Genomic DNA, 25964 nt, shown 5'->3' on the forward strand with positions numbered 1-25964 from the left:
GGCTCCCGAGGGAGCCTTTTTCGTTTGCCTTACATGTTGGGGTAGTTCGGCCCGCCGGTACCTTCCGGCGCCACCCAGGTGATGTTCTGCGCCGGGTCCTTGATGTCGCAGGTCTTGCAGTGCACGCAGTTCTGCGCGTTGATCTGGAAGCGCTTGCTGCCGTCGTCGTTGGCCACCACTTCGTACACGCCTGCCGGGCAGTAGCGCTGGGCCGGCTCGTCGTAGAGCGGCAGGTTCTTCTCGATCGGAATGCTCGCATCGGCCAGCTTGAGGTGGATCGGCTGGTCTTCCTCGTGGTTGGTATTGGAGAGGAACACCGAGGACAGCTTGTCGAAGCTGAGCTTGCCGTCCGGCTTCGGGTAGTCGATCTTCGGCGCTTCGCTGGCCTTTTTCAGGCAGGCGTAGTCCGGCTTGTCGTCATGCAGGGTGACGGGGATCTTGCCGCCGAAGATGTTCTGGTCGATGAAGTTGAACGCGCCGCCGCCGATAGCGCCGAACTTGTGGATGGCCGCGCCGAAGTTGCGGCTGCGGAACAGTTCGTCGTACAACCAGCTGGCCTTGAACGCATCGACGTAGCTGGACAGCTCGTCGCCGCCTTCGCGGCCGGCGGCCAGGGCCTCGGCGATCGCGTCGGCGGCGAGCATGCCGGACTTCATCGCGGTGTGGCTGCCCTTGATCTTGGCGAAGTTCAGGGTGCCGAGGTCGCAACCGATCAGCGCGCCGCCGGGGAAGACCATCTTCGGCAGCGAATTCAGGCCGCCCTTGCAGATGGCCCGGGCGCCGTAGGCCACGCGCTTGCCGCCTTCCAGGTACTGCTTGACCACCGGGTGGTGCTTGTAGCGCTGGAACTCGTCGAACGGCGACAGGTGCGGGTTGCTGTAGGACAGGTCGATGATCAGGCCGACGAACACCTGGTTGTTCTCCAGGTGGTAGAGGAACGAGCCGCCGGTATTTTCGTCGTTCAGCGGCCAGCCGGCGGTATGGACCACCAGGCCGGGCTTGTGCTTGGACGGGTCGATGTCCCAGATTTCCTTGATGCCGATACCGTAGTGCTGGGCATCGGCCTCGCTGTCCAGGTTGTATTTCTTGATCAGTTGCTTGCCGATGTGCCCGCGGCAGCCTTCGGCGAACAGGGTGTACTTGGCCCGCAGCTCCATGCCGGGGGTGTAGTAGCCTTCTTTCGGGTTGCCTTCGCGGTCGACGCCGAGGTCGCCGGTGACGATGCCGCGGACCACGCCGTTCTCGTCGATCAGCGCTTCCTGGGCGGCGAAGCCCGGATAGATCTCCACGCCCAGTCCTTCGGCCTGCTGGGCCAGCCAGCGGCAGAGGTTGCCCAGGGAGATGATATAGTTGCCCTCGTTGTGCATGGTCTTGGGCACGAAGAAGTTGGGCACCTTGGTAGCGCTCTCGGCGCTCTTCAGGACGTAGATGTCGTCGCCGGTCACCGGGGTATTGAGCGGCGCGCCGAGTTCCTTCCAGTCGGGGAACAGCTCGTTCAGCGCGCGCGGCTCGAACACCGCGCCGGAGAGGATGTGGGCGCCCACTTCGGAACCCTTCTCGACCACGCAGACGCTGATCTCTTGACCGGCTTCGGCGGCCTTCTGCTTCAGTCGGCATGCGGCGGACAGACCGGCGGGGCCGGCGCCGACGATGACGACGTCGAATTCCATGTATTCGCGTTCCACTATCGATCTCCTACTCAAGGCTCACGGTATCTGTTTATTGGTGGCTGAGATCTTTCCCTGATCAGAGCGGGCGCATTATATATAGCTGCATGGACAGGTCCAATACAAACGTTTGTTTGAATTCTTTGGAAGCCTGATAGAATCGGCATTCGAGGGGGGGAAACCACCCTTTTGCCGTATTGACCGAAAAGGGTGATCCGGTCAAGATACGGGCGGTTTTGCGGTCGCTGTCTAGCAGAGTGTCGGTTTCCGGCCGGCGAGCATCACCGGCCAGGCCTGTCTGGCGACATCCTTATTCACCGGAGAATAACGAGGAATCCATGAAGGTTCTTGTAGCAGTCAAACGAGTGGTCGACTACAACGTCAAGGTCCGCGTCAAGGCGGACAACTCCGGCGTCGACCTCGCCAACGTCAAGATGTCCATGAACCCCTTCTGCGAAATCGCCGTGGAAGAAGCCGTGCGCCTGAAAGAGAAGGGCGTGGCTACCGAGATCGTCGCTGTCTCCGTCGGCCCGACCGCCGCCCAGGAGCAACTGCGCACCGCGCTGGCGCTGGGCGCTGACCGTGCGATCCTGGTGGAGAGCAACGACGAGCTGAACTCCCTGGCCGTGGCCAAGCTGCTCAAGGCCGTGGTCGACAAGGAGCAGCCGCAGCTGGTGATCCTCGGCAAGCAGGCCATCGACAGCGACAACAACCAGACCGGCCAGATGCTCGCCGCGCTGACCGGCTACGCCCAGGGCACCTTCGCCTCCAAGGTCGAGGTCGCTGGCGACAAGGTCAACGTGACCCGCGAGATCGATGGCGGTCTGCAGACCGTCGCGCTGAACCTGCCGGCCATCGTCACCACCGACCTGCGCCTGAACGAGCCGCGCTACGCGTCGCTGCCGAACATCATGAAAGCCAAGAAGAAGCCGCTGGACGTGGTGACCCCGGACGCCCTGGGCGTTTCCACCGCTTCCACCGTGAAGACCCTGAAGGTCGAGGCGCCGGCTGCACGCTCCGCTGGCATCAAGGTCAAGTCCGTGGCTGAACTGGTAGAGAAACTGAAGAACGAGGCGAAGGTAATCTAATGGCTATCCTGGTTATCGCTGAGCACAACAACGCGGCCCTGGCGGCTGCCACCCTGAACACCGTTGCCGCTGCCAAGGCCATTGGCGGCGACATCCACGTGCTGGTCGCCGGACAGAACGTTGCCGCCGTGGCCGAAGCCGCCGCCAAGGTCGAGGGCGTCTCCAAGGTGCTGGTCGCCGACAACGCCGCCTACGCCCACCAACTGCCGGAAAACGTCGCACCGCTGATCGCCGAGCTGGGCAAGAACTACAGCCACGTGCTGGCCCCGGCTACCACCAACGGCAAGAACTTCCTGCCGCGCGTCGCCGCGCTGCTGGACGTCGACCAGATCTCCGAGATCGTCGAAGTGGTCAGCCCCGACACCTTCAAGCGTCCGATCTACGCCGGTAACGCCATCGCTACCGTGCAGTCCTCGGCTGCGGTCAAGGTGATCACCGTGCGTACCACCGGCTTCGACGCCGTCGCCGCCGAAGGCGGTTCGGCTGCCGTCGAGCAGGTTTCCGGCCCGGCCGATGCCGGCAAGTCCGCCTTCGTCGGCGAAGAGCTGGCCAAGTCCGACCGTCCGGAACTGACCGCTGCCAAGATCGTGGTCTCCGGCGGCCGCGGCATGCAGAACGGCGACAACTTCAAGATCCTCTACGCCCTGGCCGACAAGCTGGGTGCCGCAGTCGGCGCTTCCCGCGCCGCGGTCGACGCCGGTTTCGTGCCGAACGACATGCAGGTCGGCCAGACCGGCAAGATCGTCGCCCCGCAGCTGTACATCGCGGTGGGTATCTCCGGTGCCATCCAGCACCTGGCGGGCATGAAGGACTCGAAGGTGATCGTCGCGATCAACAAGGACGAAGAGGCGCCGATCTTCCAGGTCGCCGACTACGGCCTGGTCGCCGACCTGTTCGACGCCGTACCGGAGCTGGAAAAGGCCGTCTGAGCCCGATTCCAAGCCGACAAGACCCGCTCCCCGGAGCGGGTTTTTTTATGTCCGGGCTGCGACGCGTGACCCTTTGGTCACGATTCCTGCCTTCGGTCCGCCCAAGCGGAGGTGTCTCATTTACAATGCGCGACGTCTCTAGCTCCTGAATGTGCTTTTCCGGCATCTAGCAACCGAGGTTTTCATGATCATCAAACCGCGCGTGCGTGGCTTCATCTGCGTCACTACCCATCCGGCAGGCTGCGAGGCCAACGTCAAGCAACAGATCGACTACGTCGAGGCCAAGGGCCCCGTCGTCAACGGACCGAAGAAGGTCCTGGTCATCGGTTCCTCCACCGGCTATGGCCTGGCTGCCCGCATCACCGCCGCGTTCGGTTCCGGCGCCGATACCCTCGGGGTGTTCTTCGAGCGTCCGGGCAGCGAGAGCAAGCCGGGCACCGCCGGCTGGTACAACTCGGCGGCCTTCGAGAAGTTCGCCCACGAGAAAGGCCTGTATGCCCGCAGCATCAATGGCGACGCTTTCTCCGACGAGGTGAAGCGGCTGACCATCGAGACCATCAAGCGCGATCTCGGCAAGGTCGACCTGGTGGTCTACAGCCTGGCCGCGCCGCGCCGTACCCATCCGAAGAGCGGCGAAGTGTTCTCCTCGACCCTCAAGCCGATCGGCAAGTCGGTCAGCTTCCGTGGCCTGGACACCGACAAGGAAGTGATCAAGGACGTGGTCCTGGAGGCGGCCAGCGACCAGGAGGTCGCCGATACCGTTGCGGTGATGGGCGGCGAGGACTGGCAGATGTGGATCGACGCGCTGCTGGAGGCCGACGTGCTGGCCGACGGCGCGAAGACCACCGCGTTCACCTACCTGGGCGAGAAGATCACCCACGACATCTACTGGAACGGTTCCATCGGCGCAGCCAAGAAGGATCTCGACCAGAAGGTCCTCGGTATCCGCGACAAGCTCGCCCCGTTGGGCGGCGACGCGCGCGTCTCGGTGCTCAAGGCGGTGGTGACCCAGGCCAGCTCGGCGATCCCGATGATGCCGCTGTACCTGTCGCTGCTGTTCAAGGTGATGAAGGAGCAGGGTACCCACGAAGGTTGCATCGAGCAGGTCGACGGCCTGTACCGGGAGAGCCTGTACGGCGCCGAGCCGCGCCTCGACGAGGAAGGCCGCCTGCGTGCCGACTACAAGGAACTGCAGCCGGAAGTGCAGTCCCGTGTCGAGGAGCTGTGGGACAAGGTAACCAACGAGAACCTTTACGAATTGACCGACTTCGCTGGCTACAAGAGCGAGTTCCTCAACCTGTTCGGTTTCGAGGTCGCTGGGGTCGACTACGAGCAGGACGTCAACCCGGACGTGCAGATCGCCAACCTGATCCAGGCCTGAGGCCTGGATCCGAGCCGTCCTCGCGACGGCTCCCGCTCCCCCGAACCGGCGCCCAGGCGCCGGTTCGCGTTTTCAGCGACCGGCCACCTGGGCGTTCCGTACGCCGTCGAGGAAGGCCTGGTAGTGCTGCGCGGTTTCCTCCGGGCGTTCGACCATCGGCACGTGTCCGCAGTTTTCCATGATCACCACGCTGGGCCGCTTCAGCAGCGGACGCATCACCTCGATGCTGGAGACGTCCAGCACGCGGTCGCGGTCGCCCCATAGCAGCAGGGTCGGTGCCTCGATCTTCGGCAGTTCCGGCTCCAGCGGGATGTAGCGCTGGCGCAGTTGTTCGAATATCTGCGCGTTGAACGCCGACGCGGCTACCGCGCGCTCGCCGAGGTAGCGCTTGAGCGGCGCCGGCAGCGGCGGTTGCTGGACGAACACGAAGTCGAGCAGCTTCTGGAAGTCTTCCGGCTGGCGCACCACCAGGGGATTCTCGCCGCGCTCCAGGTCCTCGAACAGTTCGCTCTTGCGCGCCGGCATCACCCCGGCGTTGTCGATCAGCGCCAGCGATAGCACCTGTTCCGGATGGCGCGCCGCGTAGAGCGCGGCGATGTGCCCGCCCATGGAGTTGCCGGCCAGGTGCAGGCGGCGCACGCCGATGGCGGCGGCGAAATTGGCGACTCGCTCGGCCTGGGTGCCGACGTCGTAGCTGGCCTGTTGCGGCTTGCTGCTGTCGCCGAAGCCGGGCAGGTCGAGGGCGACCACATGGTAGCGCTCGGTCAGCGGCCGGGCGAAGCGCAGCCAGTTGTCCTTGTCGGCGCCGAAGCCGTGGATCAGCAACAGGGTCGGGTTCTTCTCCGAGCCACCTTCCAGGTAGGCGATCTCCAGGTTGTCGACCTGCACGCTGTGCTCGCTGAGACCGGCGAGACCGCGCTCGACGGTGCGTACGCTGGCGAGGAGGGTAGCCGGGACGAAGTAGAGGATGCCGGCGGCGACCGCCAGCAGCAGAACCAGACCGAGGAGGAATCGTTTCATGGGTGTCCGAAGGCTTCAGGAAAAAAGGGGCCAGCGCTGAACGCTAGCCGTGCCGGCCCGCTGTCGCAAGCCTTGTGACGAGTCTAGGCGTGCTGCCGGTGGTCGGCGCCGAACCTAAGGACGGCGGTTCATTCGCCGGGTCGATAGAGATGTCGATGCTCGGCGCGGTACAGCGAAGAGTCGGCGAAGCCTTCGGCGGCCAGCACCTCGCCGACCAGGATCAGCGCGGTGCGGCGGAAATTCCTGGCGGCGACCTTGGGCAGGATGTCGCCGAGGGTGCCGCGAACCTGTTCCTGGTCGGGCCAACTGGCCCGGTGGATCACCGCGACCGGGCAGTCGGCGCCGTAGTGCGGCAGCAGTTCCTCGACGATCTTCGCCAGGTGGGCGACGCCCAGGTGGATCGCCAGGGTCGCCCGGTGCCGCGCCAGGTCACCCAGGCTCTCGCCTTCCGGCATCTTCGTGCGTGCGGCGTAGCGGGTCAGGATCAGCGTCTGGGACACTTCGGGCAGGGTCAGCTCGCAGCCGAGCAGGGCGGCGCAGGCGGCGGTGGCGGTGACCCCGGGGACGATCTCATAGGGGATGCCGAGTTCGCGCAGGTGGCGGATCTGCTCGCCGATGGCGCCATACAGGGAGGGATCGCCGGAATGCACGCGGGCTACGTCGAGGCCGCGGCGATGGGCTTGCGCGAGTAGCTCGACGATCTGTTCGAGGTCCAGCTCGGCGGTGTTCACCACCTGGCCGGCCTGGTGCCCCTCGAGCAGCGCTTGCGGAACCAGCGAGCCGGCGTAGAGGATCACCGGGCACTGGCGGATCAGGCGCTGCCCCTTGACGGTGATCAGGTCGGGGTCGCCGGGACCGGCGCCGATGAAATAGACGGTCATGGGAGTTCTCGTTCGGTGAGAAGACGTGCCAGGGCGATGCTCGCCCGATCGTCGCTGCGTTTCGCCCCGAGCAGATCGGCGCGACCGCCACCCAGGCGTTCGGCCAGGGCCAGGGCGGCGGCCTCGGCGACGCTGGAGCAGCCGGTTTCGCGCAGCGCGACGGCGGAGGGGCTGAGCAGGCGCGGCTCGTAGTCGTGCAGGACGGCGGGTGCGAGGAAATGCACGGGGCGTTCGAGCAGCGTGGCCAGTTGCCGCAGGCCGGGTTCGTCGCGTTTGCCGTCGATGCTGGTGAGGGCGTCCAGCTCGGCCAGGCTGCGCCCGTATTCGCCCAGCGTTCGCTCCAGCAGCGCGCGCAGATGCTCGGCGCTACAGCCTCGGCGGCAGCCGATGCCGGCGATCAGCAGGCTGGGGATGGGCAGGGGCATGCGCGCACCGGAGGAAATGGAAGGAGAGGCACTATGGACCCGCGACCGGCAAGGGTCGCGGGTGGCAGGCGGTCAGGCGTCGACGCCGCCCCGGTTGCGCCGGAACAGCCAGGCAGCGGCCAGGCCGAGGGCGGCCCAGAACAGCGCATTGCTGACCAGCGAGGCGACCACGAAACGCTGGGCCAGGGCTTCCGGCGCCAGGCTGGCATGGACCTCGGGCTGCGGCGCGCCGAACAGGTGCGGCAGCGCCAGCAGGACGGCGCCGACCAGCTTCAGCGGCCAGTTGCCGCCGAACACCAGCAGGGCCAGGCCCACCGCGGTGGCGGCGGCGGTGGCGATCCACCAGTACTGGCGTTGCACCAGGTCGGCCGCGGCGGTACCCGGCAGCTCCGGCGGCAGGCCCAGCGACGGCGCCAGGCAGAACACCGCGTAGCCGGCCAGGCCCCAGAGCAGGCCCTGCCAGGTCTGGCCCGGCGCGCGCAGGGTGAAGAGGCCGGCGAGCATCAGGGCGAAGCCGACCGCCACCACCAGGTTGCCGCCGGTGGTGGAGAGGGTACGCTGCCAGCCGTCCTCCGGCTCCCAGGCCTCCTCGTCGTGGACATGGGCGGCGACGCCGGGGGTGTGTTCGTGGGGCTGGGCCGCGACCGGCTCGCTCTTCTCGTAGGTCTCCGCCTCGAGGATCAGCGGGGTGACCCAGAGAATCTGCAGCAGGGTCAGCAGCAGGGCGGCGAGCAGGCCGGCGAAGCCGGCGGTCTGGGCGATGCGCTTGATCATTCTGGTTCCCTCGCGACTCAGTGGCAGGGGAAGCCGGAGCTGTGCCGGGTATCGTGGGCGGCGTTGTGTACCGCGTCGATGTGCGAGAAACCGGCGAAATAGACCAGCAGCGCGCCGAGCAGGCCGGCGCCGATGGCCAGGCTCAGTCGCTTCGACAGGGAGGTGGTGGAGCTGGCGTGCGCCAGGGTGCTGCTGGACATGGTGCGTTCCCTCTGGATTGGCATGGGCGTGGCAGAGGAGTACGCACGAGGAACAGGCCCGGACGGCCCGCTTCACGCTTGCGCCCGCCCACCGCGGGTGAATCAAACGAAAGGTTCCAGGCCGGTCTCCGGGCTCGCGCGCGATGCGCTTACCGTTGCGGGGGCAGCGCCGGACTGGCTCGGAGAGCGTCACCGGCTTCCCGTTTCACCTCGTGCGCGCCGGCACGAGACACCTGGGACAACCCGCCTAGGACAGCATGAAGGACCGCCGGGCGTCAACCGGCCCGATTGACCCTGGCCCGCGCACTGCGTAGCCTTGCCGGTTCGAGGTTCCTCGCCGGCGACGGCGGGGCTAAGAGGGAACGCGGTCGATGCCGCGGCTGCCCCCGCAACTGTGAACGGCGATCGTTCCCCAATGCCACTGCGTGACGCGGGAAGGCGGGGAACCGGCGGAGACGCCAGACCGTGAGCCAGGAGACCTGCCTCGTCGATCCCGTGGCGCGATGCCCGGGGACAAGACTTCCATACAACCGGGCGGGGTGATCCGGTGGCGAATCCGTTGCGCGGCCCCTGCGTCCGCGCCACTCGTCCGCATGCCCGCCGAGCTGAACAAGGGCTGCCCATGAAAACCCTGGCGAAACTCCCCGTCACCATCGTCACCGGCTTCCTCGGCGCCGGCAAGACCACCTTGCTCCGGCACATGCTGGACAACGCCGAAGGCCGGCGCATCGCGGTGATCGTCAACGAGTTCGGCGAACTCGGCATCGACGGCGAGATCCTCAAGCAATGTTCCATCGGCTGCAGCGAAGAAGAGGCGCAGGGCCGCGTTTTCGAGCTGGCCAACGGTTGCCTGTGCTGCACCGTGCAGGAAGAGTTCTTCCCGGTGATGCGCGAGCTGGTGGCGCGCCGCGGCGACCTTGACCAGATCCTCATCGAGACCAGCGGCCTGGCCCTGCCCAAGCCGCTGGTGCAGGCTTTCCAGTGGCCGGAAATCCGCAACGCCTGCACGGTCGACGCGGTGATCACCGTGGTCGACAGCCCGGCGGTGGCGGCCGGCACCTTCGCCGCCCATCCCGAGCAGGTGGACCAGCAACGCCGCCAGGACCCCAACCTCGACCATGAATCGCCGCTGCACGAACTGTTCGAGGACCAGTTGGCCAGCGCCGACCTGGTGATCCTGAACAAGGCCGACCAGCTCGACACCGAGGCCCTGGCGCGGGTCCGCGCGGAGATCGCCGGGGAGCTGCCGGCGGCGGTGAAGATCGTCGAGGCGAGCCGGGGCGAGCTGCCGCTCCCGGTCTTGCTGGGACTCAACGCCGAGGCCGAGCTGCACATCGACGGCCGGCCGACCCACCACGACCACGAAGGCCACGAGGACCACGACCACGACGAGTTCGACTCCTTCCACGTCGATCTCCCCGAGGTGGAGGAAGCTGCGCTGCTCGAGGCCCTCGGCGAGCTGGTGGAGCGTCACGACATACTTCGCATCAAGGGTTTCGCCGCCATTCCGGGCAAGCCCATGCGCCTGTTGGTACAGGGCGTCGGCAAGCGCTTCGACAGGCATTTCGACCGCAAGTGGCTGGCCGACGAAGCCCGCAGCACCCGGCTGGTGGTGATCGGCCAGGAGCTGGACCAGGCCGCCATTGCCAACCAGCTGCGCACAGCGCTTGCCTGATCCGTGATCCCCGGCCGGGGCCGGCGATGGCGATTCGCCGGCCCCAGCTTCTTGCGTCCTACCGGTAGAACGTCCATGCACCTGTTGCGCACCCAACCCGGCGGCTTCGTTCCCGACGACGGCATCGCCCACCTGGCCCAGACTCCCGCCGAGCTGGTGATCCTCTGCAGCGGCGATTCGCACCTCGCATTGCTGGCCGAGGCCGCCCGTGCGCTGCCGGACGACTACCCGAGCCTGCGCCTGGCCAACCCCATGCAGTTGCAGAACCACGCCTCGGTGGACCTCTACGTCGAGGAAGTGCTGCGGCACGCGCGGGTGATCCTGCTTTCGCTGCACGGCGGCATCGGCTACTGGCGCTACGGCGTGGAGCAACTGGTGGCGCTGGCCGAGCGCGGCGCGCTGCTGATCCCGGTGCCCGGCGACGACCGCCCCGACCCGGAGCTGAGCGCCCTCGGCAACCTGCCGGCGGAGCAGGCCGAGCGCTTCTGGCAATACTTGCGCCAGGGCGGCCTGGAGAACGCCGGGCAGTTCTACCGCTGCCTGGCCAGCCAGTGCCTCGGCCGCGACTACGCCTGGCGCGAACCGCAGGCGCTGCCGCGGGTGGCGCTGTTCCATCCACGGCATGCCGAGGCGACCCTGGAACACTGGCGTGCCGACTGGCAGGCCGGGCGTCCGGTGGTCGCGTTGCTGTTCTATCGCACCCACCTGCAGGCAGCCAACACCGCCTTCATCGCACGCTTCTGCGAACGCCTCGCGGCGCAGGGGCTCAACCCGTTGCCGATCGCGCTGGCCAGCCTCAAGGAAAGCGCCTGCCTGGCGCAGGTGGAAGACTGGCTGGAGCGCAGCGACGCCGCGCTGATCGTCAATACCACCGGTTTCGCCCAGTCCAATCCGGAGGCGCCCGAGTTGCGTCCGTTCCGTCGCGACGTGCCGGTGTTGCAGGCGATCTGCTCGCTGGACAACCGCCCGCTCTGGCTGGACAACCCGCAAGGCCTGGGGCCGCGCGACCTGGCCATGCACGTGGCGCTGCCGGAGCTGGACGGGCGCATCGTCACCCGGCCGATCAGTTTCAAGGGCCTGGCCTGGCGCAGCGAACGCAGCGAGAGCGACGTGGTCTGCTATCTCGCCGACGACGAGCGCATGGATTTCGTCGCCGAACTGGCGCGGCGCTGGGCCGAGCTGGCGCGCAAGCCAAACGCGGAAAAACGGGTGGCGCTGGTGCTGGCCAACTACCCGACCCGCGATGGCCGGATCGGCAACGGCGTCGGCCTGGACACCCCGGCGGCGGCGCTGAACATCCTTCGTGCCCTGCGCCAGCAGGGCTATCCGGTCGACGGACTGCCCGCCAGCGGAACCGAGCTGATCCGCCAGTTGCTCGGCGGCGTCAGCAACGACCTGGAGCATCTCGACCTACGGCCCTGCGCCCAGAGCCTGGCGCTGGACGACTACCTGGCCTGCTTCGCACGCCTGCCGGAGCGCAATCGCCAGGCGGTGCTGGCGCGCTGGGGCGAGCCGCAACAGGACCCGATGTTCCGCGACGGACGGATGATGGTCGCCGGCCTGCGCTATGGCCTGACCTTCGTCGGCATCCAGCCGGCGCGCGGCTATCAGCTCGATCCGGCGGCGGTCTACCACGATCCCGACCTGGTGCCGCCGCACGGCTACCTGGCGTTCTACTTCTGGCTGCGCCACGCCTACCGCGCCGATGCCCTGCTGCACGTCGGCAAGCACGGTAACCTGGAATGGCTGCCGGGCAAGGGAGTCGGCCTGTCCGCCGAATGCTGGCCGGACGCGTTGCTCGGTCCGCTGCCGAACATCTATCCGTTCATCGTCAACGATCCGGGGGAGGGCGCCCAGGCCAAGCGCCGCACCCAGGCGGTGATCATCGACCACCTGATGCCGCCGCTGACCCGCGCCGAGAGCTACGGCCCGCTGCGCGACCTGGAGCGCCTGGCCGACGAGTTCTACGATGCCTCGCTGCTCGACCCGCGCCGCGCCGAACAGTTGCGCGGCGAGATTCTCGTCCTCCTGCGCGACAACCGTCTCGACCGCGAGATCGGCTTGCAGCTCAGCGACGATCCGGACAGCTGGCTGCCGCAGCTGGACGCCTATCTCTGCGACCTGAAGGAGTCGCAGATCCGCGACGGCCTGCATGTGTTCGGCGAGTCGCCGAGCGGGCGATTGCGCCTGGATACCCTGCTGGCGCTGCTGCGGGTTCCGCGCGGCGATGGCAAGGGCGCCAACGCCGGGTTGCTGAAGAGCCTGGCGGACGACCTTGGCCTGGGCTTCGATCCGCTGGCCTGCGACATGGGCGAGGCCTGGCAGGGCGCGCGGCCGGCCTGCCTGGAAGAGCGGGGCGGGGAGCCCTGGCGTACTCTCGGGGATACCCGCGAACGCCTGGAATTGCTGGCGTTGCACTGGATAGAAAGCTGCCTGGGCGGCGAATCGCCGCCTGCCACCTGGCGTGCCAGCGGCGAGGTGTTGCGCGGCTTGTGCGAACAGGTGGCACCGACCCTGGACGCCTGTGGCGGGGCCGAGATCGACGGGCTGCTGGCAGCCCTCGAAGGGCGCTTCGTACCGGCCGGTCCGAGCGGCGCGCCGAGTCGCGGGCGACTCGACGTGCTGCCCACCGGACGCAACTTCTTCTCGGTGGACGTGCGCAACCTGCCGACCCCGACCGCCTGGCGCATCGGCTTCCAGTCGGCCAACCTGCTGCTCGAGCGTCACCTGCAGGAACATGGCGATCACCTGCGCCAGCTCGGTCTCTCGGTGTGGGGCACGGCGACCATGCGCACCGGCGGCGACGACATCGCCCAGGCCCTGGCCCTGCTCGGCGTGCGACCGGTCTGGCAGGCCGGCAGCCAGCGCGTCGCCGATTTCGAGATACTCCCGGTCTCCCTGCTGGACCGCCCGCGGGTCGACGTGACGCTGCGGGTCTCCGGGTTCTTCCGCGACGCCTTCGCCAACCTGATCCGCCTGTTCGATGCGGCGGTGCAGGCGGTCGCCGAGCTGGACGAGGCGGAGGAGCTGAACCCGCTGGCCGCTCGCGTACGCCTGGAGCGCCAGCGCCTCGAGGCGCAGGGCACGGCGCCGGCGGAGGCGCGCCGGCAGGCCGGCTGGCGGATCTTCGGCGCCAAGCCGGGTGCCTACGGCGCCGGCGTGCAGGGCGCAATCGAAGAGCGGCTGTGGGAGACCCGCGCCGACCTTGCCGAGGTCTACCTGAACTGGGGCGGCTACGCCTACGGTGCCGCCGACGACGGCACGCCGGCGCGGGAACGCTTCGCCCAGCGCCTGGAACGCCTGCAGGCGGTGCTGCACAACCAGGACAACCGCGAGCACGACCTGCTCGATTCCAACGACTACTACCAGTTCCAGGGCGGCATGCTGGCGGCGGTGGAAACCCTGCGCGGCGCGCCGGTGGCCAGTTACCACGGCGACCACAGCCAGCCGGACAACCCGCGCATCCGCACGCTCAAGGAAGAGCTCAACCGGGTGGTGCGGGCGCGGGCGGTGAATCCGAAGTGGATCGCCGGGATGAAGCGCCACGGCTACAAGGGCGCCTTCGAACTGGCGGCGACGGTGGACTACCTGTGCGCCTTCGATGCCACCAGCGAGTTGATCGACGACCACCAGTACGCGCTGCTGGCCGACGCCTACCTGCTCGATGCGGAGACCCGCGAGTTCGTCCGCCAGCACAATCCGCAGGCCCTGCGCGACATGGCCGAGCGCCTGGTGGAGGCGCAGCGGCGCGGGCTCTGGCAGGAGCCGGGGGCCTATCGCGAGGCCCTGGAGAACCTGCTGCTGGACGTCGAAGAGGAATAGCGGAGCGGCATGGCCGCTCGCGCCGCTTTCAGCGCCGCTCGGCGAGCCGCCGGGCGGCGTCGCGGAGAATCCGCTCGGTGCCTTCCCAGCCGAGGCAGCCGTCGGTGATCGAGACGCCGTAGCGCAGTTCGCCGCCGAGCGCCTGGCAACCGTCGAACAGGTGGCTTTCCAGCATTACCCCGACCAGGTCGCTGGCACCGGCCAGGCGCTGGTCCAGCACGCTGGCGAGGACGCCGGGCTGGTTCAGCGGGTTCTTGCTGCTGTTGGCGTGACTGCAATCGACCACCATCCGCGTGGCGATGCCCTGGCTTTCCAGGGCCTGGCGCACGGCCTGCACCTGCTCGGGGCCGTAGTTCGAACCGTGGCGGCCGCCGCGCAGCACCACATGGGTGTCCGGATTGCCGCGGGTCTCGATCAGCGCCGGGTGACCGTGCGGGTCGAGGCCGAAATGGCGGTGGCCGTGGGCCGCCGAACGGATCGCGTCGCAGGCGATGCCGACGCCGCCGTCGGTGCCGTTCTTGAAGCCCACCGGCAGGCCGAGGCCGCTGACCAGCTCGCGGTGGATCTGCGATTCGCTGGTGCGCGCGCCGATCGCCGCCCAGCTCAGCAGGTCGTCGAAGTAGCCGGCGGCCAGCGGTTGCAGGAGTTCGGTGGCCAGCGGCAGGCCGAGGCGCAGCATGTCCAGCATCAGTTGCCGGGACAGCGCCAGGCCGGCGGCCATGTCGTCGCTGCCATCCAGGTGCGGGTCGTAGGCGAGGCCCTTCCAGCCCACCGTGGTGCGTGGCTTTTCCACGTAGGCGCGCATCACCAGGAGCAACTGGCCGTCGAGTTCGTCGCTCAGCGCCGCGAGGCGTTCGGCGTATTCGAGGGCGGAGCGGGGATCGTGGATCGAACAGGGTCCGACTACCACCAGCAGGCGCGGGTCGTCGCCGTCGAGGATGGCGCGGATGGCGTCGCGGCTGGCGGCGACCTGGCTGGCCAGCTCCAGCGGCAACGGCTGGCGGGCCTTGAGTTCGAGCGGGCTGGGCAGGCGTTCCAGGGCGGTACGGGCGGTGGCGCTGGGCAGGGCGACGGCCTGGACGTTCGGCGAAAGGGTGGTCAGTGCGGATACGGATGAGTTCATGGTCTGGCTTCCTGGGCTGGCGGCGGGCGTCCCGCGCGCGTCGTGCCCTATCGAGGTGTTCGGCAATGTCGTGGGTTGGCGAGCGGCTGGCGGCCGTCGCTAAATCGCCAGGTGTTGAGCGGGTAGCCAGTGCGGTAGCGGTATGCGGTCATGATCGATGTCCTGTGCGTTGGTCTGTGGTTGTGGCCTTGTGGGCCGGAAAAACGGGCCGGAAAAACAAAACCCCCGGTCGGGGAGCCGACCGGGGGTTTGCGTGTGCAGGGTAGGCGTCCCGTATACCGTGGGCGCCGTTGGGGTATCAGGCGCCGGAGTGGCTAAACCAATACCCGAAGAAATACGCGGCACGGGGTGCCTGCGGCGCACGCGCGCGCAACGACAAGCCAGGGCGCGAGGCACTGGAATGCAGGTGCGGATGGCGGGTGTGCGGCATGGGTTTCTCCCGTGAACGAGTCCCGAGCTTACTGCAAGCGAGGCGGCCGGTTCAACGACTGTTTCACGGTTCGATACCGGCGCCGCCGGCCTGATAGACTTGGCGGTCCGTATTTCCGTCCGTCCGCCGCAGGAATCCCCATGAGCGCTACCGTGCATTACCCCCTGTCCGCCGTGGTCGCCGCCGACGAACTGAAGCTGGCGCTGTGCCTGGCCGCGGTCGATCCGGCGATCGGCGGGGTACTGATCGAGGGGCCGCGCGGAATGGCCAAGTCGACCCTGGCGCGGGGCGTCGCCGAACTGCTGCCGGCGGGCGAGTTCGTTACCCTGCCGCTGGGCGCCAGCGAGGAGCGCATCGTCGGCAGCCTCGACCTGGACGCCGCCCTCGGCGAAGGTCGCGCGCGGTTTTCCCCGGGCGTGCTGGCCAAGGCCGACGGCGGCGTGCTCTACGTCGACGAAGTTAACCTGCTGCCGGACCACCTGGTGGATTTGTTGCTCGACGTCGCCGCCAGCGGCGTCAACCTGGTCGAGCGCGATGGCATTTCCCACCGGCATCCGGCGCGTTTCGTGCTGATCGGCACGATGAACCCGGAAGAGGGCGAACTGCGCCCGCAACTGCTCGACCGTTTCGGCCTCAACGTGCGTCTCGACACCCAGCCGCCGCCGGCCGAGCGGGCAGAGATCATCCGTCGCCGGCTGGCCTTCGATGCCGACCCGCAGGCCTTCGCCGAACGCTGGGAAGGCCAGCAGGACACCCTGCGCCGCCGTTGCGCCGAGGCGCGCCGGCGGCTGGCGCGGATTCCCCTGGACGATGCGGCGCTGGACAGCATCGCTCGACGCTGCTTCGAGGCGGCTGTCGATGGCCTGCGCGCCGACCTGGTCTGGCTGCGCGCGGCGCGCGCCCATGCGGCCTGGCGCGGCGGCGAGCGGATCGAGGCGGAGGACATCGATGCGGTGGAACATTTCGCCCTGCTGCATCGCCGTCGCCAGTCGAACCCGCCACCATCGGCGGCCAATCCACCGCCACCGCCCGCGGCGGCCCCTGTCGCGCTCCCGGAGCGCACCGGCGACGGCGAAGGGCAGTGGGGCGAATTGCCGGCTCGGCCGGTGGCCATGGGGACCGCCCGCGAGCTGCCGCGCTGGCCAAAAAAGCCCTGAGCATCCGCCCGCGCTCGGTCATGGGTGCGGATGCCAGGAGCAGACCCGGAGCCCTGCGCGGCGGTCTTGGCGGCGCCCTGAGCCAGGGTGCGGAGGGCGCCATCCAATGGTTGCCGACCCTGCTGCGTGGACGTCCCCGACAGCGCCGCGACCTGCTTCGCCAGCCGCGCAGCCGGCGCCCGGGCGAACTCTGGCTGGTGATCGTCGATGCCTCCGCCAGCACCCGCCGGTACGGCGCCCTGGCCCAGGCCAAGGGAGTGTTGGCGACGCTGTTCGAGGAGGCTTATCGGCAGCGCATCCGCCTGGCCGTGCTGCATGCCACCGGGCAGCAGGCGCAATGGCTCTGGCAGGGGCAGAAGGCCTCGCGGGAGTTGCAGGACTGGCTACGCCAGCTGGGCGCCGGCGGCGGTACGCCGCTGCTCGACGCCCTGCACCAGGCCGCTGGCTGGCTGGCGCGCCGACAGCGGCAGAAACCCGCCGAGCATCAGCGTCTGCTGGTGCTTACCGACGGCCGTCTGCGCGACTGGCCGGCGCTGCCGGAGGCTGCCTGCCCGAGCCTGCTGGTCGACCTCGAAAGCGGCCCGTTGCGCCTGGGCAAGGCCGAGCGCCTGGCCCGGGAACTGGGGGCCGAGTATCGGCATATCAGTGAATTGAACGAAGTCTGAGGGCGTTTCGGCGAGTCCTGCGGCTTTTTCGGTCAAATTGTATTTCGACTGTAATTCAATAAATATTATGCGCGTAATATCTTCCTGCGATCCAGCCAATCCATCTCACGGAGATATCCTCATGTCGCCGATTTCAGTCGTTATCGCCGGTTACGCCCGTTCGCCGTTCCACTTCGCCAGGAAAGGCGCGCTGGTCGATATCCGCCCGGATGACTTGGCCGCCGCGGTGCTCAAGGGGCTGGTGGAGAAACTCGATCTCGACCCTGCGCTGCTGGAGGACGTGGTCATGGGCTGCGCCTATCCGGAGGCGGAACAGGGCATGAACATCGCGCGCATCGCCAGTTTCCGTGCCGGCTTCCCGCAGAGCCTCGGCGGTGCGACCCTCAACCGTTTCTGCGGTTCGTCCATGAGCGCCGTCCACTACGCCGCCGGGCAAGTCCTGCTGGGCGCCGGAGAAGCCTTCATCGCCGCCGGGGTAGAGTCGATGACGCGGGTGCCGATGGGCGGCTTCAACCTGTCGCCCAATCCCGCGTTGCTGCAGGACTATCCGGCGGTATACATGAGCATGGGGCAGACCGCCGAGAATGTCGCCGAGCGCTACGCCGTCAGCCGCGTCGAGCAGGAAGAGATGGCCGTACGCTCCCACGCCAAGGCAGTCGCCGCGCGCGAGGCCGGCTTGCTGCGCGAGGAGATCGTCGCCATCGACACCCCCGCCGGCCGGGTCGCCGAGGATGGCTGCATCCGCCCGGGTACCAACCTGGAGAGCCTGGCCCAGTTGAAGCCGGCGTTCGGCGGCAGCGTCACCGCCGCCACCTCGTCGCCGCTCACCGATGGCAGCGCCGCGCTGCTGGTCTGTAGCGAGGACTTCGCGCGCCGCCACGGGCTGGTGATCCTGGCGCGGATCAAGGCGGTGGCGGTGGCCGGTTGTGCGCCGGAGATCATGGGCATGGGGCCGGTGCAGGCGACGCGCAAGGTTCTGCAACGGGCCGGGCTGGGCATCGCCGACATCGACCTGGTGGAGATCAACGAGGCCTTCGCCAGCCAATCCATCGCCTGCATCCGTGAACTGGGGCTGGACATGGACAGGATCAACCTGGATGGCGGCGCCCTGGCCATCGGTCATCCGCTGGGCGCCACCGGCGCGCGGATCACCGGCAAGGCCGCTGCGTTGCTGCGGCGCACCGGCGGGCGCTATGCCATCGCCACCCAGTGCATCGCCGGCGGCCAGGGCGTGGCGACCCTGCTGGAAGCGGTGGAGTGATCGCGCGCCGATGAAAAAAGGCCCGGTGGATGAGCCGGGCCTGGATGGGGAACCTGCGCCGGCGGCCCGGCGCAGGGTAGTCGCGGTTACTTGATGAAGTCGTGACCCCAGCGTTCGATCTGGCTGGCGCTCTTCTGCATCTGCAGCGACCGCGATTGTGCTTTCTGGCCGGCGGCGGCGATCTCGTCGTCGACCACCTTGGTCGACAGCGACAGCCAACTGGTCACGAAGGCCATGGCGTCGCTGTGGATCTCCAGGGCGTCCTGGTTGATGTTGGCGATGCCGTCGCACTTGCTGTGGTAGCACTCGTCGTAGGCCTTGCCGGCGGTGCCGCCGTACTTCTGCGCCTGCTCTTCGGTCTTCAGGCCCTCGGCGCCGGTGAACAGGCCGCCGAAGGCGATGCCGCTGTTGAAGAACTCGGCGTAGTCGGAGCGGAAGTCGATCTCGGTGCCTTCCGATTGCTGGCCGCGCAGGCGGAAGTAGGCTTCGAACAGGCGCTCGATGGCGGCCGAGCCGGGCGGACCCTGGAGGCCGAAGTCGGAACCGTCGCCGTCATAGATGAAGTTGCCGAAGTTCGGCGAGCCGATCATGTCGAAGTTCAGGTAGGCCTTGATCTTCTTCTTCTCTTCCGGGGCGAGGTTCTGCACGTAGTGGGTCGAGCCCACCAGGCCGGCTTCCTCGGCGCCCCACCAGGCGAAGCGCACCTTGTTGACCGGCAGCGCCTTGGCCAGCAGCACGGCCATCTCCAGTTGGGCGGCGCTGCCCGAACCGTTGTCGTTGATACCGGGGCCTTCGAACACCGAGTCGAGGTGCGCGCCGACCATCACCACGTTGTTCGGGTTGCCGCGACGGGTCTCGGCGACCACGTTGTAAGTCTCGGTCTTCTTGCGTACCACGTCGACCACCAGGTGCAACTGCAGGTCCGGGGTCTGCGACCAGGCCACGCCGTTGTCGTAGGTGGCGAAGATCACCGGGATGCCGCCCTCGTAGGACTCGCCCACGGTGACGTTCTCCAGGCCCTTGCGGTCGTCGGTGTTGCCCTGGTTGAAGATGATCACCCCGGCGGCGCCGGCGGCCGCGGCGTTCTCGGCCTTCTGCTCGAAGTTGCAGGTGCCGCGCTGGATCAGCGCGATCGAGCCGGCCGGGAAGTTGGCGAAGTCTTCCGCCTCGCAACCGCTGGTGGAGGTGTTGCCGGCGCCGAGGGACAGGTCCACCGGGACCACCTTGGCGGTGACGTCGCCTGCCTCGGTCTGCGACAGGTAGGTGAAATCCTTCTCCCATTCGTAGGTGACCGGCTGCGGCACGGTGGCGCTCAGGCTACCCGGGCCTTTCGGGTAGTAGGCGGTGAACGGGAAGGGCTGCACGCTGACCTTGTAGCCGGCTTTCTGCAGGGTCTGCTTCACGTAGTCGACGGAGGCCTGGTAGCCCGGCGTGGCGGCGGCGCGGTTGCCGTCGTTGAGACTGGCGATGTCCTCCAGCTTCTGCAGGCGCTTGACCACGTTGCTGGCTTGCAGGCAGCGCGGCAGGCCAAGCGGGGTGCTGACCAGCAACGGCGATTTGCAGATCGACGGGTTGGGTTTGCCGGGCGTCCAGAACTCGGTGAACTGTTGCGCTTCCGAAGGTGCCGCCAGGGATGCGGCGGAAACCGAGAGGGCGAGGGCGCCGAGTGCGTATCTGAGATTGTTCTTGTTGCTCATGAGACTCCGTTCCTTGTGAGGCGATGATCGATAAGCCGTTGATGGCATGGCGCTATTGCCCGAAATGCCGCCTCGGGCACGGCCTGACTGCCAGACTAGGAGCGCTTTCCGGGCTGTCCTGGCGTAATTCCTGAAATGTGAATTTCATCAACTTTTTGTGGAAGAATTGCTGATAGCTCGCTGGCGGGATGGAGGGCGGCTTTCTATCGTTAATGCCCTTCGGCGCGGGCCCATGGCCGTTGGTCGGGGCTGGGAGGATGGTGCAGCAGGAAGGAAACCGTCTGGCGCGCGGATAAGCGCGCGAGCGGAGTGGCTGGCACCAGCGCTGTCACAGATTTGTCGGAAATTTTGTATACATTTGTCTGGATATTTTCGGATCGAATTGTCTACAGTGTGCGCACAACAATAAAAGCGAGAACAGCGCACCATGAAAACGACGTCCTCCGGAACCCCACCCGTTCCACGGCCTGAAGACGAGAACCTCGGTGTCGGCGCCAACATGGCCTACGGCCTGCAACATGTGCTGACCATGTATGGCGGTATCGTCGCGGTCCCCCTGATCCTCGGCCAGGCCGCCGGCCTCGCGCCCGGCGACATCGGCCTGCTGATTGCCGCTTCGCTGTTCGCCGGCGGCCTGGCGACCCTGTTGCAAACCCTCGGCGTGCCGTTCTTCGGCTGTCAGTTGCCGTTGGTCCAGGGGGTGTCCTTCGCTGGCGTGGCGACCATGGTGGCGATCATCGGCAGCGGTGGCAGCGGCGGCATTCCCGCAGTGCTCGGCGCGGTGATGGCGGCCTCGCTGATCGGGTTGCTGATCACGCCGATCTTCTCGCGCATCACCAAATTCTTCCCGCCGCTGGTGACCGGCATCGTCATCACCACCATCGGCCTGACCCTGATGCCGGTCGCCGCGCGCTGGGCGATGGGCGGCAACAGCCACGCGCCGGACTTCGGCAGCATGGCCAACATCGGCCTGGCGGCGATCACCCTGGTCATCGTGCTGCTGCTGAGCAAGCTCGGCAGCGCCTCGATCTCGCGCCTGTCGATCCTCCTGGCGATGGTCATCGGCACCGTCATCGCGGTGTTCCTCGGCATGGCCGACTTCTCCAAGGTCACCGAAGGCCCGCTGGTGGCGTTTCCCACGCCGTTCCACTTCGGCATGCCGACCTTCCAGGTCGCCGCGATCATCTCGATGTGCATCGTGATCATGGTGACCCTGGTGGAAACCTCGGCGGACATCCTCGCGGTAGGCGAGATCATCGACACCAAGGTCGACTCGCGGCGCCTGGGCAACGGCCTGCGCGCGGACATGTTCTCCAGCATGCTGGCGCCGATCTTCGGCTCCTTCACCCAGAGCGCCTTCGCCCAGAACGTCGGCCTGGTGGCGGTGACCGGGATCAAGAGCCGCTACGTGGTCGCCACCGGTGGGTTGTTCCTGGTGATCCTCGGCCTGCTGCCGGTGATGGGCCGGGTGATCGCCGCGGTGCCCACCGCCGTGCTCGGCGGCGCCGGCATCGTGTTGTTCGGCACGGTCGCCGCCAGCGGCATCCGCACCCTGTCGAAGGTGGACTACCGCAACAACATGAACCTGATCATCGTCGCCACTTCGATCGGCTTCGGTATGATCCCGATCGCCGCGCCGACCTTCTACGATCACTTCCCCAGTTGGTTCGCCACCATCTTCCATTCCGGCATCAGTTCCTCGGCGATCATGGCGATCCTGCTCAACCTGGCGTTCAACCACTTCACCGCCGGCAACTCCGACCAGCAGTCGGTGTTCGTCGCCGCCAGCGAGCGGACCCTGCGCTACCAGGACATCGCCGCCCTGCACGAAGGCGACTATTTCCTCGACGGCAAGCTGTACGACGCCCAGGGCAACGAAGTGCCGCTGGCCGGCGACGACAGCCATGGCGCGCCGCCGCGACGGCGCAGCGAAACCGCTGAAGCCGGCAGCGCCTGAGCCGCGCCGCGATGAACGACGGCCCTCCTTGCGAGGGCCGTTTTCGTTGTGCGCTTCAGAACAGCGCCTTGCCGCGGTCCAGGCGCTGGTCCACCAGCCATTTGCCGTGGGCGATGGAGGCGCGCTGGGCGTTTTCCAGGTCGGCGAGGAAGGCGAAGCGCACGGGCAGGGCGATGCGCTTGCTGGTGTGGCCTTCGGGATCGGTGATGTGGCAGCCACCGGCCCAGGGCGTGGGAATGCCCGGATGCTCGACGACGTCGGCGGTGATGGTGTAGCTGCGGTGCTGGCAGTGCAGGCTGGCCATGGCATGCTCCTCTCTGTCGGAGGCCGACCCGGCTACCTGCGCGACGCCTGTGGTTGCCACGGAGGAGCCTCGGGGCGGCGAGGTTTTCCCTGCGTGTCCCTACCTCTATAGCAGATCGTCGCCGGTCCGCCGCGAGAGCCGACGAAGGGCCGCGCTCAGCGGCGCTGGCGACGGCCGAGCATGCGCTCCAGGGTGCCGTCGCGGCGGACTCACTGGTGGTAGCCGGCGGCGAGCGCATGGAGCAGCACCACCGAGGTGCTCAGCCACAGGCCGACCACGCGGTGAACGGCGTCGAAGGGCTTCTCGAACGCCTCCCAGTTCAGGTTCCAGGTTTGCGAAATCCAGGCGAACAGCGCGGTGTCCTTGAGGCTGGGTACCACGAACAGGCCGAAGTCGGTGGGCAGGCGGGTGCCGACGTAGCCGGTGAGCGGCATCACCAGCATCAAGGCATACAGCGACAGGTGCGCGTAGTGCGCCAGGCGGTGCTCCAGCGGCGTCCCGGGGACCGCTGGCAGGCGCGGCCCGCGCAGCCGCGAGACGATCCGAGGGATCAGCAGCAGGCCGACCAGCAGGCCCAGCACCCAGTGCAGGTTGAGTACCGGCAGGCGCTGCGGGTGGTCGTGGCCGAGCACCCAGATGACGAAATAGGCCAGCACGATCGCGCCGATGAAACAGAACGCCATGCTCCAGTGCAGCAGGCGGGTGGACAGGCTGTAGACGGTCGCTGGATGCGTCACGGGAATGCCTCGCAGAGAGTGAAGGCGTGCAATCTATGAAACGTCCGGAGAGCGATCAAACGTATTTATGGATAATCGATAACGGAAAACTTAATCGAAACTTTCAAATGTGACGTTATTGCACCGAAACAGTGCTGCGAGTCGCTTTTTTCCGAAACGGAAGCTACTTGGCGGAATAATTCCGGGTCGGGATCATTGTAAGTTGGTTTTTCCTTCGCCCCGGCGCTCGCGCCACGCCGGCAGAGCCTGGGGCGGGGCGCGGCTGACCCCCAAGCATTATCGGGAAATATATTCCGTTGTCTTTCCGCTGACGTTTTGCCGACAGCAAGCTGACACAGATGTAATTGAACTCGATCGCTTCGTTTCTATAGTCTTCGAACACTTCGCCGTGCACTTTCAAGGACGGCAAGTGCATATCCTGCGTCTTTTCCGCCATGACGATTCTCGAGGTGAGAGCATGAGTAGTGAGCACGATGGCAAGGACCAGGACGACCTGTTCTCCCCGTTGCCTTACCTGCTGGTTTCCGGCGCTGTCGTGCTCATGACCCTGCTGCTGCGCTGCCTGTTCTGCCCGGGCGAGCAGTTCTGATCGCCCGGACCGGGACGACTCAGCGACCGCGGCTGAGGAAGTCGATCACCAGGCGATTCATCGGCGCGGCGCACTCTTCCGGCAGCCAGTGGCCGCAGCCGGGCAGGACATGGCCTTCGACGTCCTCCGCATAGGCTTTCATCTGCTCCAGCTGGAACGTGCCCATGCCGCCGTGGCCGCCGCCGGCGAGGGTCATGGTTGGCATCTGCAGGCGGGTCTTCGCCAGTTCGGCGTTCTGCCGCACGCTCTCGTTCAACGCGCGGTAGTACTCGAACGAGGCGTTCAGGCTGTGCGGCTTGGCGTACGACCTGGCGTACAGATCCAGCAGGCGCTCGCTGAACACCTCGGTGTTGCTGGCATGGGACTTGATGAAGTGCTCGAGGAAGAAGCGTTCCTTGCCGGCGATCAGGGTTTCCGCCAGGCGGTCGTCGGCGGCGAAGAAACTGAAGTGCCAGACCAGCGACTCGCCCTGGGCGGTGAAGGCCGGGAAGCGGTAGATCCGCGCGTCCGGGATCGGCGCTTCCATGTACACCAGGCGGGCGATGTCGGCCTGGTTCTTCACCACCATCGGGTAGGTGTTCCAGATACCGATGTCGTGGGCCACCAGGTCGAACGGGCGATCCGGGCTGAATTGCCGGGCCAGCTTGTGCAGGTAGACGGCGACCTGTTCGCCGCTATAGCCGGTCTTCGGCGGCTCGGACTGGCCGAGGCCGGGCAGGTCCGGCGCGATCACGGTGAAGCGCTTGGCCAGTTCCGGCATCAGTTGGTGCCATTCGTACCAGGTCTGGCCGAAACCGTGCACCAGCATCACCAGCGGCCCCTGGCCGCCTTTCACGTAGTGCAGCTTCACGCCGTCGACTTCCCGGTAGGCGCTTTCGAAGCCATTCGGGACGGGGAATTCCTCGGCGGCGAAGCCGCCCAGGGAGAAGGTCAGGGCGATGCCGGCCAGGAGGCCGCGGCAGAGTCTATCGAGGATCATGGTTGTGCTTCCTTGGTGGGCTCAGTGAGGGATTTGGCCGCCGAGGGACGGCTCGGTGGCAGCTTGGCGTGGCGCCAGCATCAGCAGCAGGGCCACGGCCATCGCCGCCAGGCAGACCAGCGCGCCGACCTCGCCGAGCGGCGCCAGGCCGCTGCCGTCGATCACCCGGCTGCCGGCGAGGGCGCCGATGCCGATCCCGGCGTTGCAGGCGGAGATGTTCAGCGAGGCGGCGAACGCCGGGGCCCGCGGCGCGGACTTCATCACCCGCACCTGGCCGACGATGAACAGTGCTGCCTGGGCCACGCCCCAGATCGCCAGGGTGGCGGCGAGCAGCCAGGCGTTGCCGAGGGTCGGCACCAGGGCGAGCATGCCCAGCGCCATCAGCAGGACGAACAGCAGGGTTGCGCCCAGCGGGCTGCGATCCACCAGGCGCCCGCCGAGCCAGTTGCCGAGCAGGCCTACCGCGCCGAAGCCCATCAGCGTCCAGCCGACCAGCGAACCGCTGAAGCCGGCCAGGCGCTGGAGGATGTCGGCCAGGTAGGTGTAGGGGGTGAACATGCCGGTGAAGACCAGCAGCGACAGCAACAGGTGGCCGAGCACCAGCGGTTGGCGCAACACGCTCGCCTGGCTGCGCAGCGAGATACCCGGCCGTCCGGGAATGCGCGGCAGCCAGGCGGCCAGCAGCAGCGCCTTGGCCAGGGCCAGCGCGGCGAGTGCGGCGAATGCCAGGCGCCAACCCCAGGCGTCGGCGATCAGAGTGCCGATGGGAATGCCAAGCACGGTGGCGGCGACGATGCCGAAGAACACCAGCGCCACGGCGCGCCCTTCGCGCGAGGGGCCGGCCAGGTGCGCGGCGGTTTCGCTGGCCATGGCCCAGAACACCGGGAGCGCCAGGGCCGGGACGAAGCGCGCCACGGCCATCGTCCAGATATCGCCGGCCACGGCGGCCAGCGCATTGGCCGCGGCGAACAGCAGCAGGCAGGCGACGAACAGCCGCTTGCGTTCGACGCCCGCCAGCGCGGCGGTGAGGAACGGACCGAAGGCGGCGACGCTGAAGGCGAACAGGCTGACCAGCAGGCCGGCCTGGGCGACGCTGACCTGGAGGTCTGCGGCAAGTGCCGGGAGCAGGCCGACGATGACGAACTCGGTGGTCAGGATGGTGAAGCCGGCGGCGGCCAGCAGGAGGATCGGCAATAGCACGGC

The 25964-nt window shown here is 67.4% G+C and carries 22 protein-coding genes and 2 riboswitches; of the genes, 10 read left to right on the top strand and 12 right to left on the bottom strand.

Annotated features, from left to right (window positions below):
- Positions 1-29 precede the first annotated feature (29 nt).
- Positions 30-1685, bottom strand: coding sequence for an electron transfer flavoprotein-ubiquinone oxidoreductase (locus ACYAF3_RS21515; RefSeq protein WP_003102932.1), 1656 nt, complete (start codon positions 1683-1685; stop codon positions 30-32).
- A gap of 320 nt (positions 1686-2005) precedes the next feature.
- Between ACYAF3_RS21515 and ACYAF3_RS21520 the strand changes: the two genes are divergently transcribed.
- From ACYAF3_RS21520 to fabV, 3 genes are all read left to right on the top strand, one after another.
- Positions 2006-2755: an electron transfer flavoprotein subunit beta/FixA family protein gene (locus tag ACYAF3_RS21520; protein ID WP_003091107.1), complete on the top strand. Its 750-nt coding sequence runs from the start codon at positions 2006-2008 to the stop codon at positions 2753-2755.
- Positions 2755-3684: an electron transfer flavoprotein subunit alpha/FixB family protein gene (locus ACYAF3_RS21525; protein ID WP_003091099.1), complete on the top strand. Its 930-nt coding sequence runs from the start codon at positions 2755-2757 to the stop codon at positions 3682-3684. The genes ACYAF3_RS21520 and ACYAF3_RS21525 overlap by 1 nt, the downstream gene beginning before the upstream one ends.
- A gap of 184 nt (positions 3685-3868) precedes the next feature.
- Positions 3869-5065: an enoyl-ACP reductase FabV gene (fabV, locus tag ACYAF3_RS21530; protein WP_003102929.1), complete on the top strand. Its 1197-nt coding sequence runs from the start codon at positions 3869-3871 to the stop codon at positions 5063-5065.
- Between the two features lie 72 nt (positions 5066-5137).
- Here fabV and ACYAF3_RS21535 read toward each other — a convergent pair whose 3' ends face one another.
- The 5 genes from ACYAF3_RS21535 to ACYAF3_RS21555 all read right to left on the bottom strand — a co-directional run bounded on the left by ACYAF3_RS21535 (position 5138) and on the right by ACYAF3_RS21555 (position 8365).
- Positions 5138-6085, bottom strand: a complete 948-nt coding sequence (locus ACYAF3_RS21535) for an alpha/beta fold hydrolase (protein ID WP_003162180.1) — start codon at positions 6083-6085, stop codon at positions 5138-5140.
- 128 nt (positions 6086-6213) lie between these two features.
- Positions 6214-6966, bottom strand: a complete 753-nt coding sequence (gene cobM, locus ACYAF3_RS21540; RefSeq protein WP_003102926.1) for a precorrin-4 C(11)-methyltransferase — start codon at positions 6964-6966, stop codon at positions 6214-6216.
- Positions 6963-7391 carry a cobalamin biosynthesis protein gene (locus ACYAF3_RS21545; RefSeq protein WP_016562082.1) on the bottom strand — a complete coding sequence of 143 codons (429 nt, stop codon included), beginning with the start codon at positions 7389-7391 and terminating at the stop codon, positions 6963-6965. Before ACYAF3_RS21545 ends, cobM begins: the two co-directional genes overlap by 4 nt.
- A 72-nt stretch (positions 7392-7463) precedes the next feature.
- Positions 7464-8165, bottom strand: coding sequence for a CbtA family protein (locus ACYAF3_RS21550; protein ID WP_003162182.1), 702 nt, complete (start codon positions 8163-8165; stop codon positions 7464-7466).
- 17 nt (positions 8166-8182) lie between these two features.
- The gene (locus ACYAF3_RS21555) at positions 8183-8365 is read right to left on the bottom strand and encodes a CbtB domain-containing protein (RefSeq protein ID WP_003091059.1); all 183 of its coding nucleotides are present in this window, start codon (positions 8363-8365) and stop codon (positions 8183-8185) included.
- Positions 8366-8467: 102 nt separating this feature from the next.
- A riboswitch (cobalamin riboswitch) is annotated at positions 8468-8617 on the bottom strand.
- A 58-nt stretch (positions 8618-8675) separates the two neighbouring features.
- Positions 8676-8866: riboswitch (cobalamin riboswitch) on the top strand.
- Positions 8867-8987: 121 nt separating this feature from the next.
- On the opposite strand from ACYAF3_RS21555, the gene cobW reads away from it, so the two are divergent.
- A complete protein-coding gene (cobW, locus tag ACYAF3_RS21560) occupies positions 8988-10040 on the top strand; it encodes a cobalamin biosynthesis protein CobW (RefSeq protein WP_023116991.1) in 1053 nt (350 codons plus the stop codon).
- A gap of 75 nt (positions 10041-10115) precedes the next feature.
- A complete protein-coding gene (gene cobN / locus ACYAF3_RS21565) occupies positions 10116-13862 on the top strand; it encodes a cobaltochelatase subunit CobN (protein ID WP_023114513.1) in 3747 nt (1248 codons plus the stop codon).
- Between the two features lie 28 nt (positions 13863-13890).
- Here the strand turns inward: cobN and ACYAF3_RS21570 are convergent, their stop codons facing one another.
- Positions 13891-14985, bottom strand: a complete 1095-nt coding sequence (locus tag ACYAF3_RS21570; RefSeq protein ID WP_105579178.1) for a 3-deoxy-7-phosphoheptulonate synthase — start codon at positions 14983-14985, stop codon at positions 13891-13893.
- Between the two features lie 570 nt (positions 14986-15555).
- Here ACYAF3_RS21570 and ACYAF3_RS21575 point away from each other — a divergent pair.
- The 3 genes from ACYAF3_RS21575 (at position 15556) to ACYAF3_RS21585 (ending at position 18498) form a co-directional block, all read left to right on the top strand.
- The gene (locus ACYAF3_RS21575) at positions 15556-16572 is read left to right on the top strand and encodes a magnesium chelatase ATPase subunit I (RefSeq protein ID WP_023517782.1); all 1017 of its coding nucleotides are present in this window, start codon (positions 15556-15558) and stop codon (positions 16570-16572) included.
- Positions 16573-16592: 20 nt separating this feature from the next.
- Positions 16593-17237 (top strand): vWA domain-containing protein, encoded by a 645-nt coding sequence (locus tag ACYAF3_RS21580; RefSeq protein ID WP_003119819.1) that lies wholly within the window; start codon positions 16593-16595, stop codon positions 17235-17237.
- Positions 17238-17358: 121 nt separating this feature from the next.
- Positions 17359-18498, top strand: a complete 1140-nt coding sequence (locus tag ACYAF3_RS21585; protein WP_003114002.1) for a thiolase family protein — start codon at positions 17359-17361, stop codon at positions 18496-18498.
- A gap of 86 nt (positions 18499-18584) precedes the next feature.
- On the opposite strand, the gene paaP is transcribed toward ACYAF3_RS21585, so the two are convergent.
- Entirely contained in the window at positions 18585-20195 is a 1611-nt protein-coding gene (paaP, locus tag ACYAF3_RS21590) for an aminopeptidase PaaP (protein WP_003101464.1), read from the bottom strand.
- A 427-nt stretch (positions 20196-20622) separates the two neighbouring features.
- On the opposite strand from paaP, the gene ACYAF3_RS21595 reads away from it, so the two are divergent.
- A complete protein-coding gene (locus tag ACYAF3_RS21595; protein ID WP_003162544.1) occupies positions 20623-22152 on the top strand; it encodes a nucleobase:cation symporter-2 family protein in 1530 nt (509 codons plus the stop codon).
- A 55-nt stretch (positions 22153-22207) separates the two neighbouring features.
- Here ACYAF3_RS21595 and ACYAF3_RS21600 read toward each other — a convergent pair whose 3' ends face one another.
- Both ACYAF3_RS21600 and ACYAF3_RS21605 read right to left on the bottom strand, forming a co-directional pair.
- A complete protein-coding gene (locus ACYAF3_RS21600; RefSeq protein ID WP_003091048.1) occupies positions 22208-22456 on the bottom strand; it encodes a hypothetical protein in 249 nt (82 codons plus the stop codon).
- A gap of 209 nt (positions 22457-22665) precedes the next feature.
- The gene (locus ACYAF3_RS21605; RefSeq protein WP_128669471.1) at positions 22666-23193 is read right to left on the bottom strand and encodes a cytochrome b; all 528 of its coding nucleotides are present in this window, start codon (positions 23191-23193) and stop codon (positions 22666-22668) included.
- A gap of 457 nt (positions 23194-23650) precedes the next feature.
- On the opposite strand from ACYAF3_RS21605, the gene ACYAF3_RS21610 reads away from it, so the two are divergent.
- On the top strand, positions 23651-23782 hold the full coding sequence (locus ACYAF3_RS21610) for a hypothetical protein (RefSeq protein WP_003091046.1): 132 nt from the start codon (positions 23651-23653) through the stop codon (positions 23780-23782).
- 19 nt (positions 23783-23801) lie between these two features.
- Here ACYAF3_RS21610 and cif read toward each other — a convergent pair whose 3' ends face one another.
- Together cif and ACYAF3_RS21620 are read right to left on the bottom strand one after the other, a co-directional pair.
- A complete protein-coding gene (cif, locus tag ACYAF3_RS21615) occupies positions 23802-24761 on the bottom strand; it encodes a CFTR inhibitory factor Cif (RefSeq protein WP_003110290.1) in 960 nt (319 codons plus the stop codon).
- A 21-nt stretch (positions 24762-24782) separates the two neighbouring features.
- Positions 24783-25961, bottom strand: a complete 1179-nt coding sequence (locus ACYAF3_RS21620) for an MFS transporter (protein ID WP_003452451.1) — start codon at positions 25959-25961, stop codon at positions 24783-24785.
- Between the last annotated feature and the right edge of the window lie 3 nt (positions 25962-25964).

The sequence above is a fragment of the Pseudomonas sp. TZ252 genome, assembly GCF_056110345.1.

Bases quoted from the DNA above. Each gene is read 5' to 3' on its own strand.
- cobM (WP_003102926.1), bottom strand. From the start codon at position 6,966: ATGACCGTCTATTTCATCGGCGCCGGTCCCGGCGACCCCGACCTGATC.
- ACYAF3_RS21595 (WP_003162544.1), top strand. From the start codon at position 20,623: ATGAAAACGACGTCCTCCGGAACCCCACCCGTTCCACGGCCTGAAGAC.
- ACYAF3_RS21550 (WP_003162182.1), bottom strand. From the start codon at position 8,165: ATGATCAAGCGCATCGCCCAGACCGCCGGCTTCGCCGGCCTGCTCGCC.
- paaP (WP_003101464.1), bottom strand. From the start codon at position 20,195: ATGAGCAACAAGAACAATCTCAGATACGCACTCGGCGCCCTCGCCCTC.
- ACYAF3_RS21570 (WP_105579178.1), bottom strand. From the start codon at position 14,985: ATGAACTCATCCGTATCCGCACTGACCACCCTTTCGCCGAACGTCCAG.
- ACYAF3_RS21555 (WP_003091059.1), bottom strand. From the start codon at position 8,365: ATGTCCAGCAGCACCCTGGCGCACGCCAGCTCCACCACCTCCCTGTCG.
- ACYAF3_RS21610 (WP_003091046.1), top strand. From the start codon at position 23,651: ATGAGTAGTGAGCACGATGGCAAGGACCAGGACGACCTGTTCTCCCCG.
- ACYAF3_RS21585 (WP_003114002.1), top strand. From the start codon at position 17,359: ATGTCGCCGATTTCAGTCGTTATCGCCGGTTACGCCCGTTCGCCGTTC.
- ACYAF3_RS21535 (WP_003162180.1), bottom strand. From the start codon at position 6,085: ATGAAACGATTCCTCCTCGGTCTGGTTCTGCTGCTGGCGGTCGCCGCC.
- fabV (WP_003102929.1), top strand. From the start codon at position 3,869: ATGATCATCAAACCGCGCGTGCGTGGCTTCATCTGCGTCACTACCCAT.
- cif (WP_003110290.1), bottom strand. From the start codon at position 24,761: ATGATCCTCGATAGACTCTGCCGCGGCCTCCTGGCCGGCATCGCCCTG.
- ACYAF3_RS21575 (WP_023517782.1), top strand. From the start codon at position 15,556: ATGAGCGCTACCGTGCATTACCCCCTGTCCGCCGTGGTCGCCGCCGAC.
- ACYAF3_RS21580 (WP_003119819.1), top strand. From the start codon at position 16,593: ATGGGTGCGGATGCCAGGAGCAGACCCGGAGCCCTGCGCGGCGGTCTT.
- ACYAF3_RS21600 (WP_003091048.1), bottom strand. From the start codon at position 22,456: ATGGCCAGCCTGCACTGCCAGCACCGCAGCTACACCATCACCGCCGAC.
- ACYAF3_RS21520 (WP_003091107.1), top strand. From the start codon at position 2,006: ATGAAGGTTCTTGTAGCAGTCAAACGAGTGGTCGACTACAACGTCAAG.
- ACYAF3_RS21545 (WP_016562082.1), bottom strand. From the start codon at position 7,391: ATGCCCCTGCCCATCCCCAGCCTGCTGATCGCCGGCATCGGCTGCCGC.
- cobN (WP_023114513.1), top strand. From the start codon at position 10,116: ATGCACCTGTTGCGCACCCAACCCGGCGGCTTCGTTCCCGACGACGGC.
- ACYAF3_RS21525 (WP_003091099.1), top strand. From the start codon at position 2,755: ATGGCTATCCTGGTTATCGCTGAGCACAACAACGCGGCCCTGGCGGCT.
- cobW (WP_023116991.1), top strand. From the start codon at position 8,988: ATGAAAACCCTGGCGAAACTCCCCGTCACCATCGTCACCGGCTTCCTC.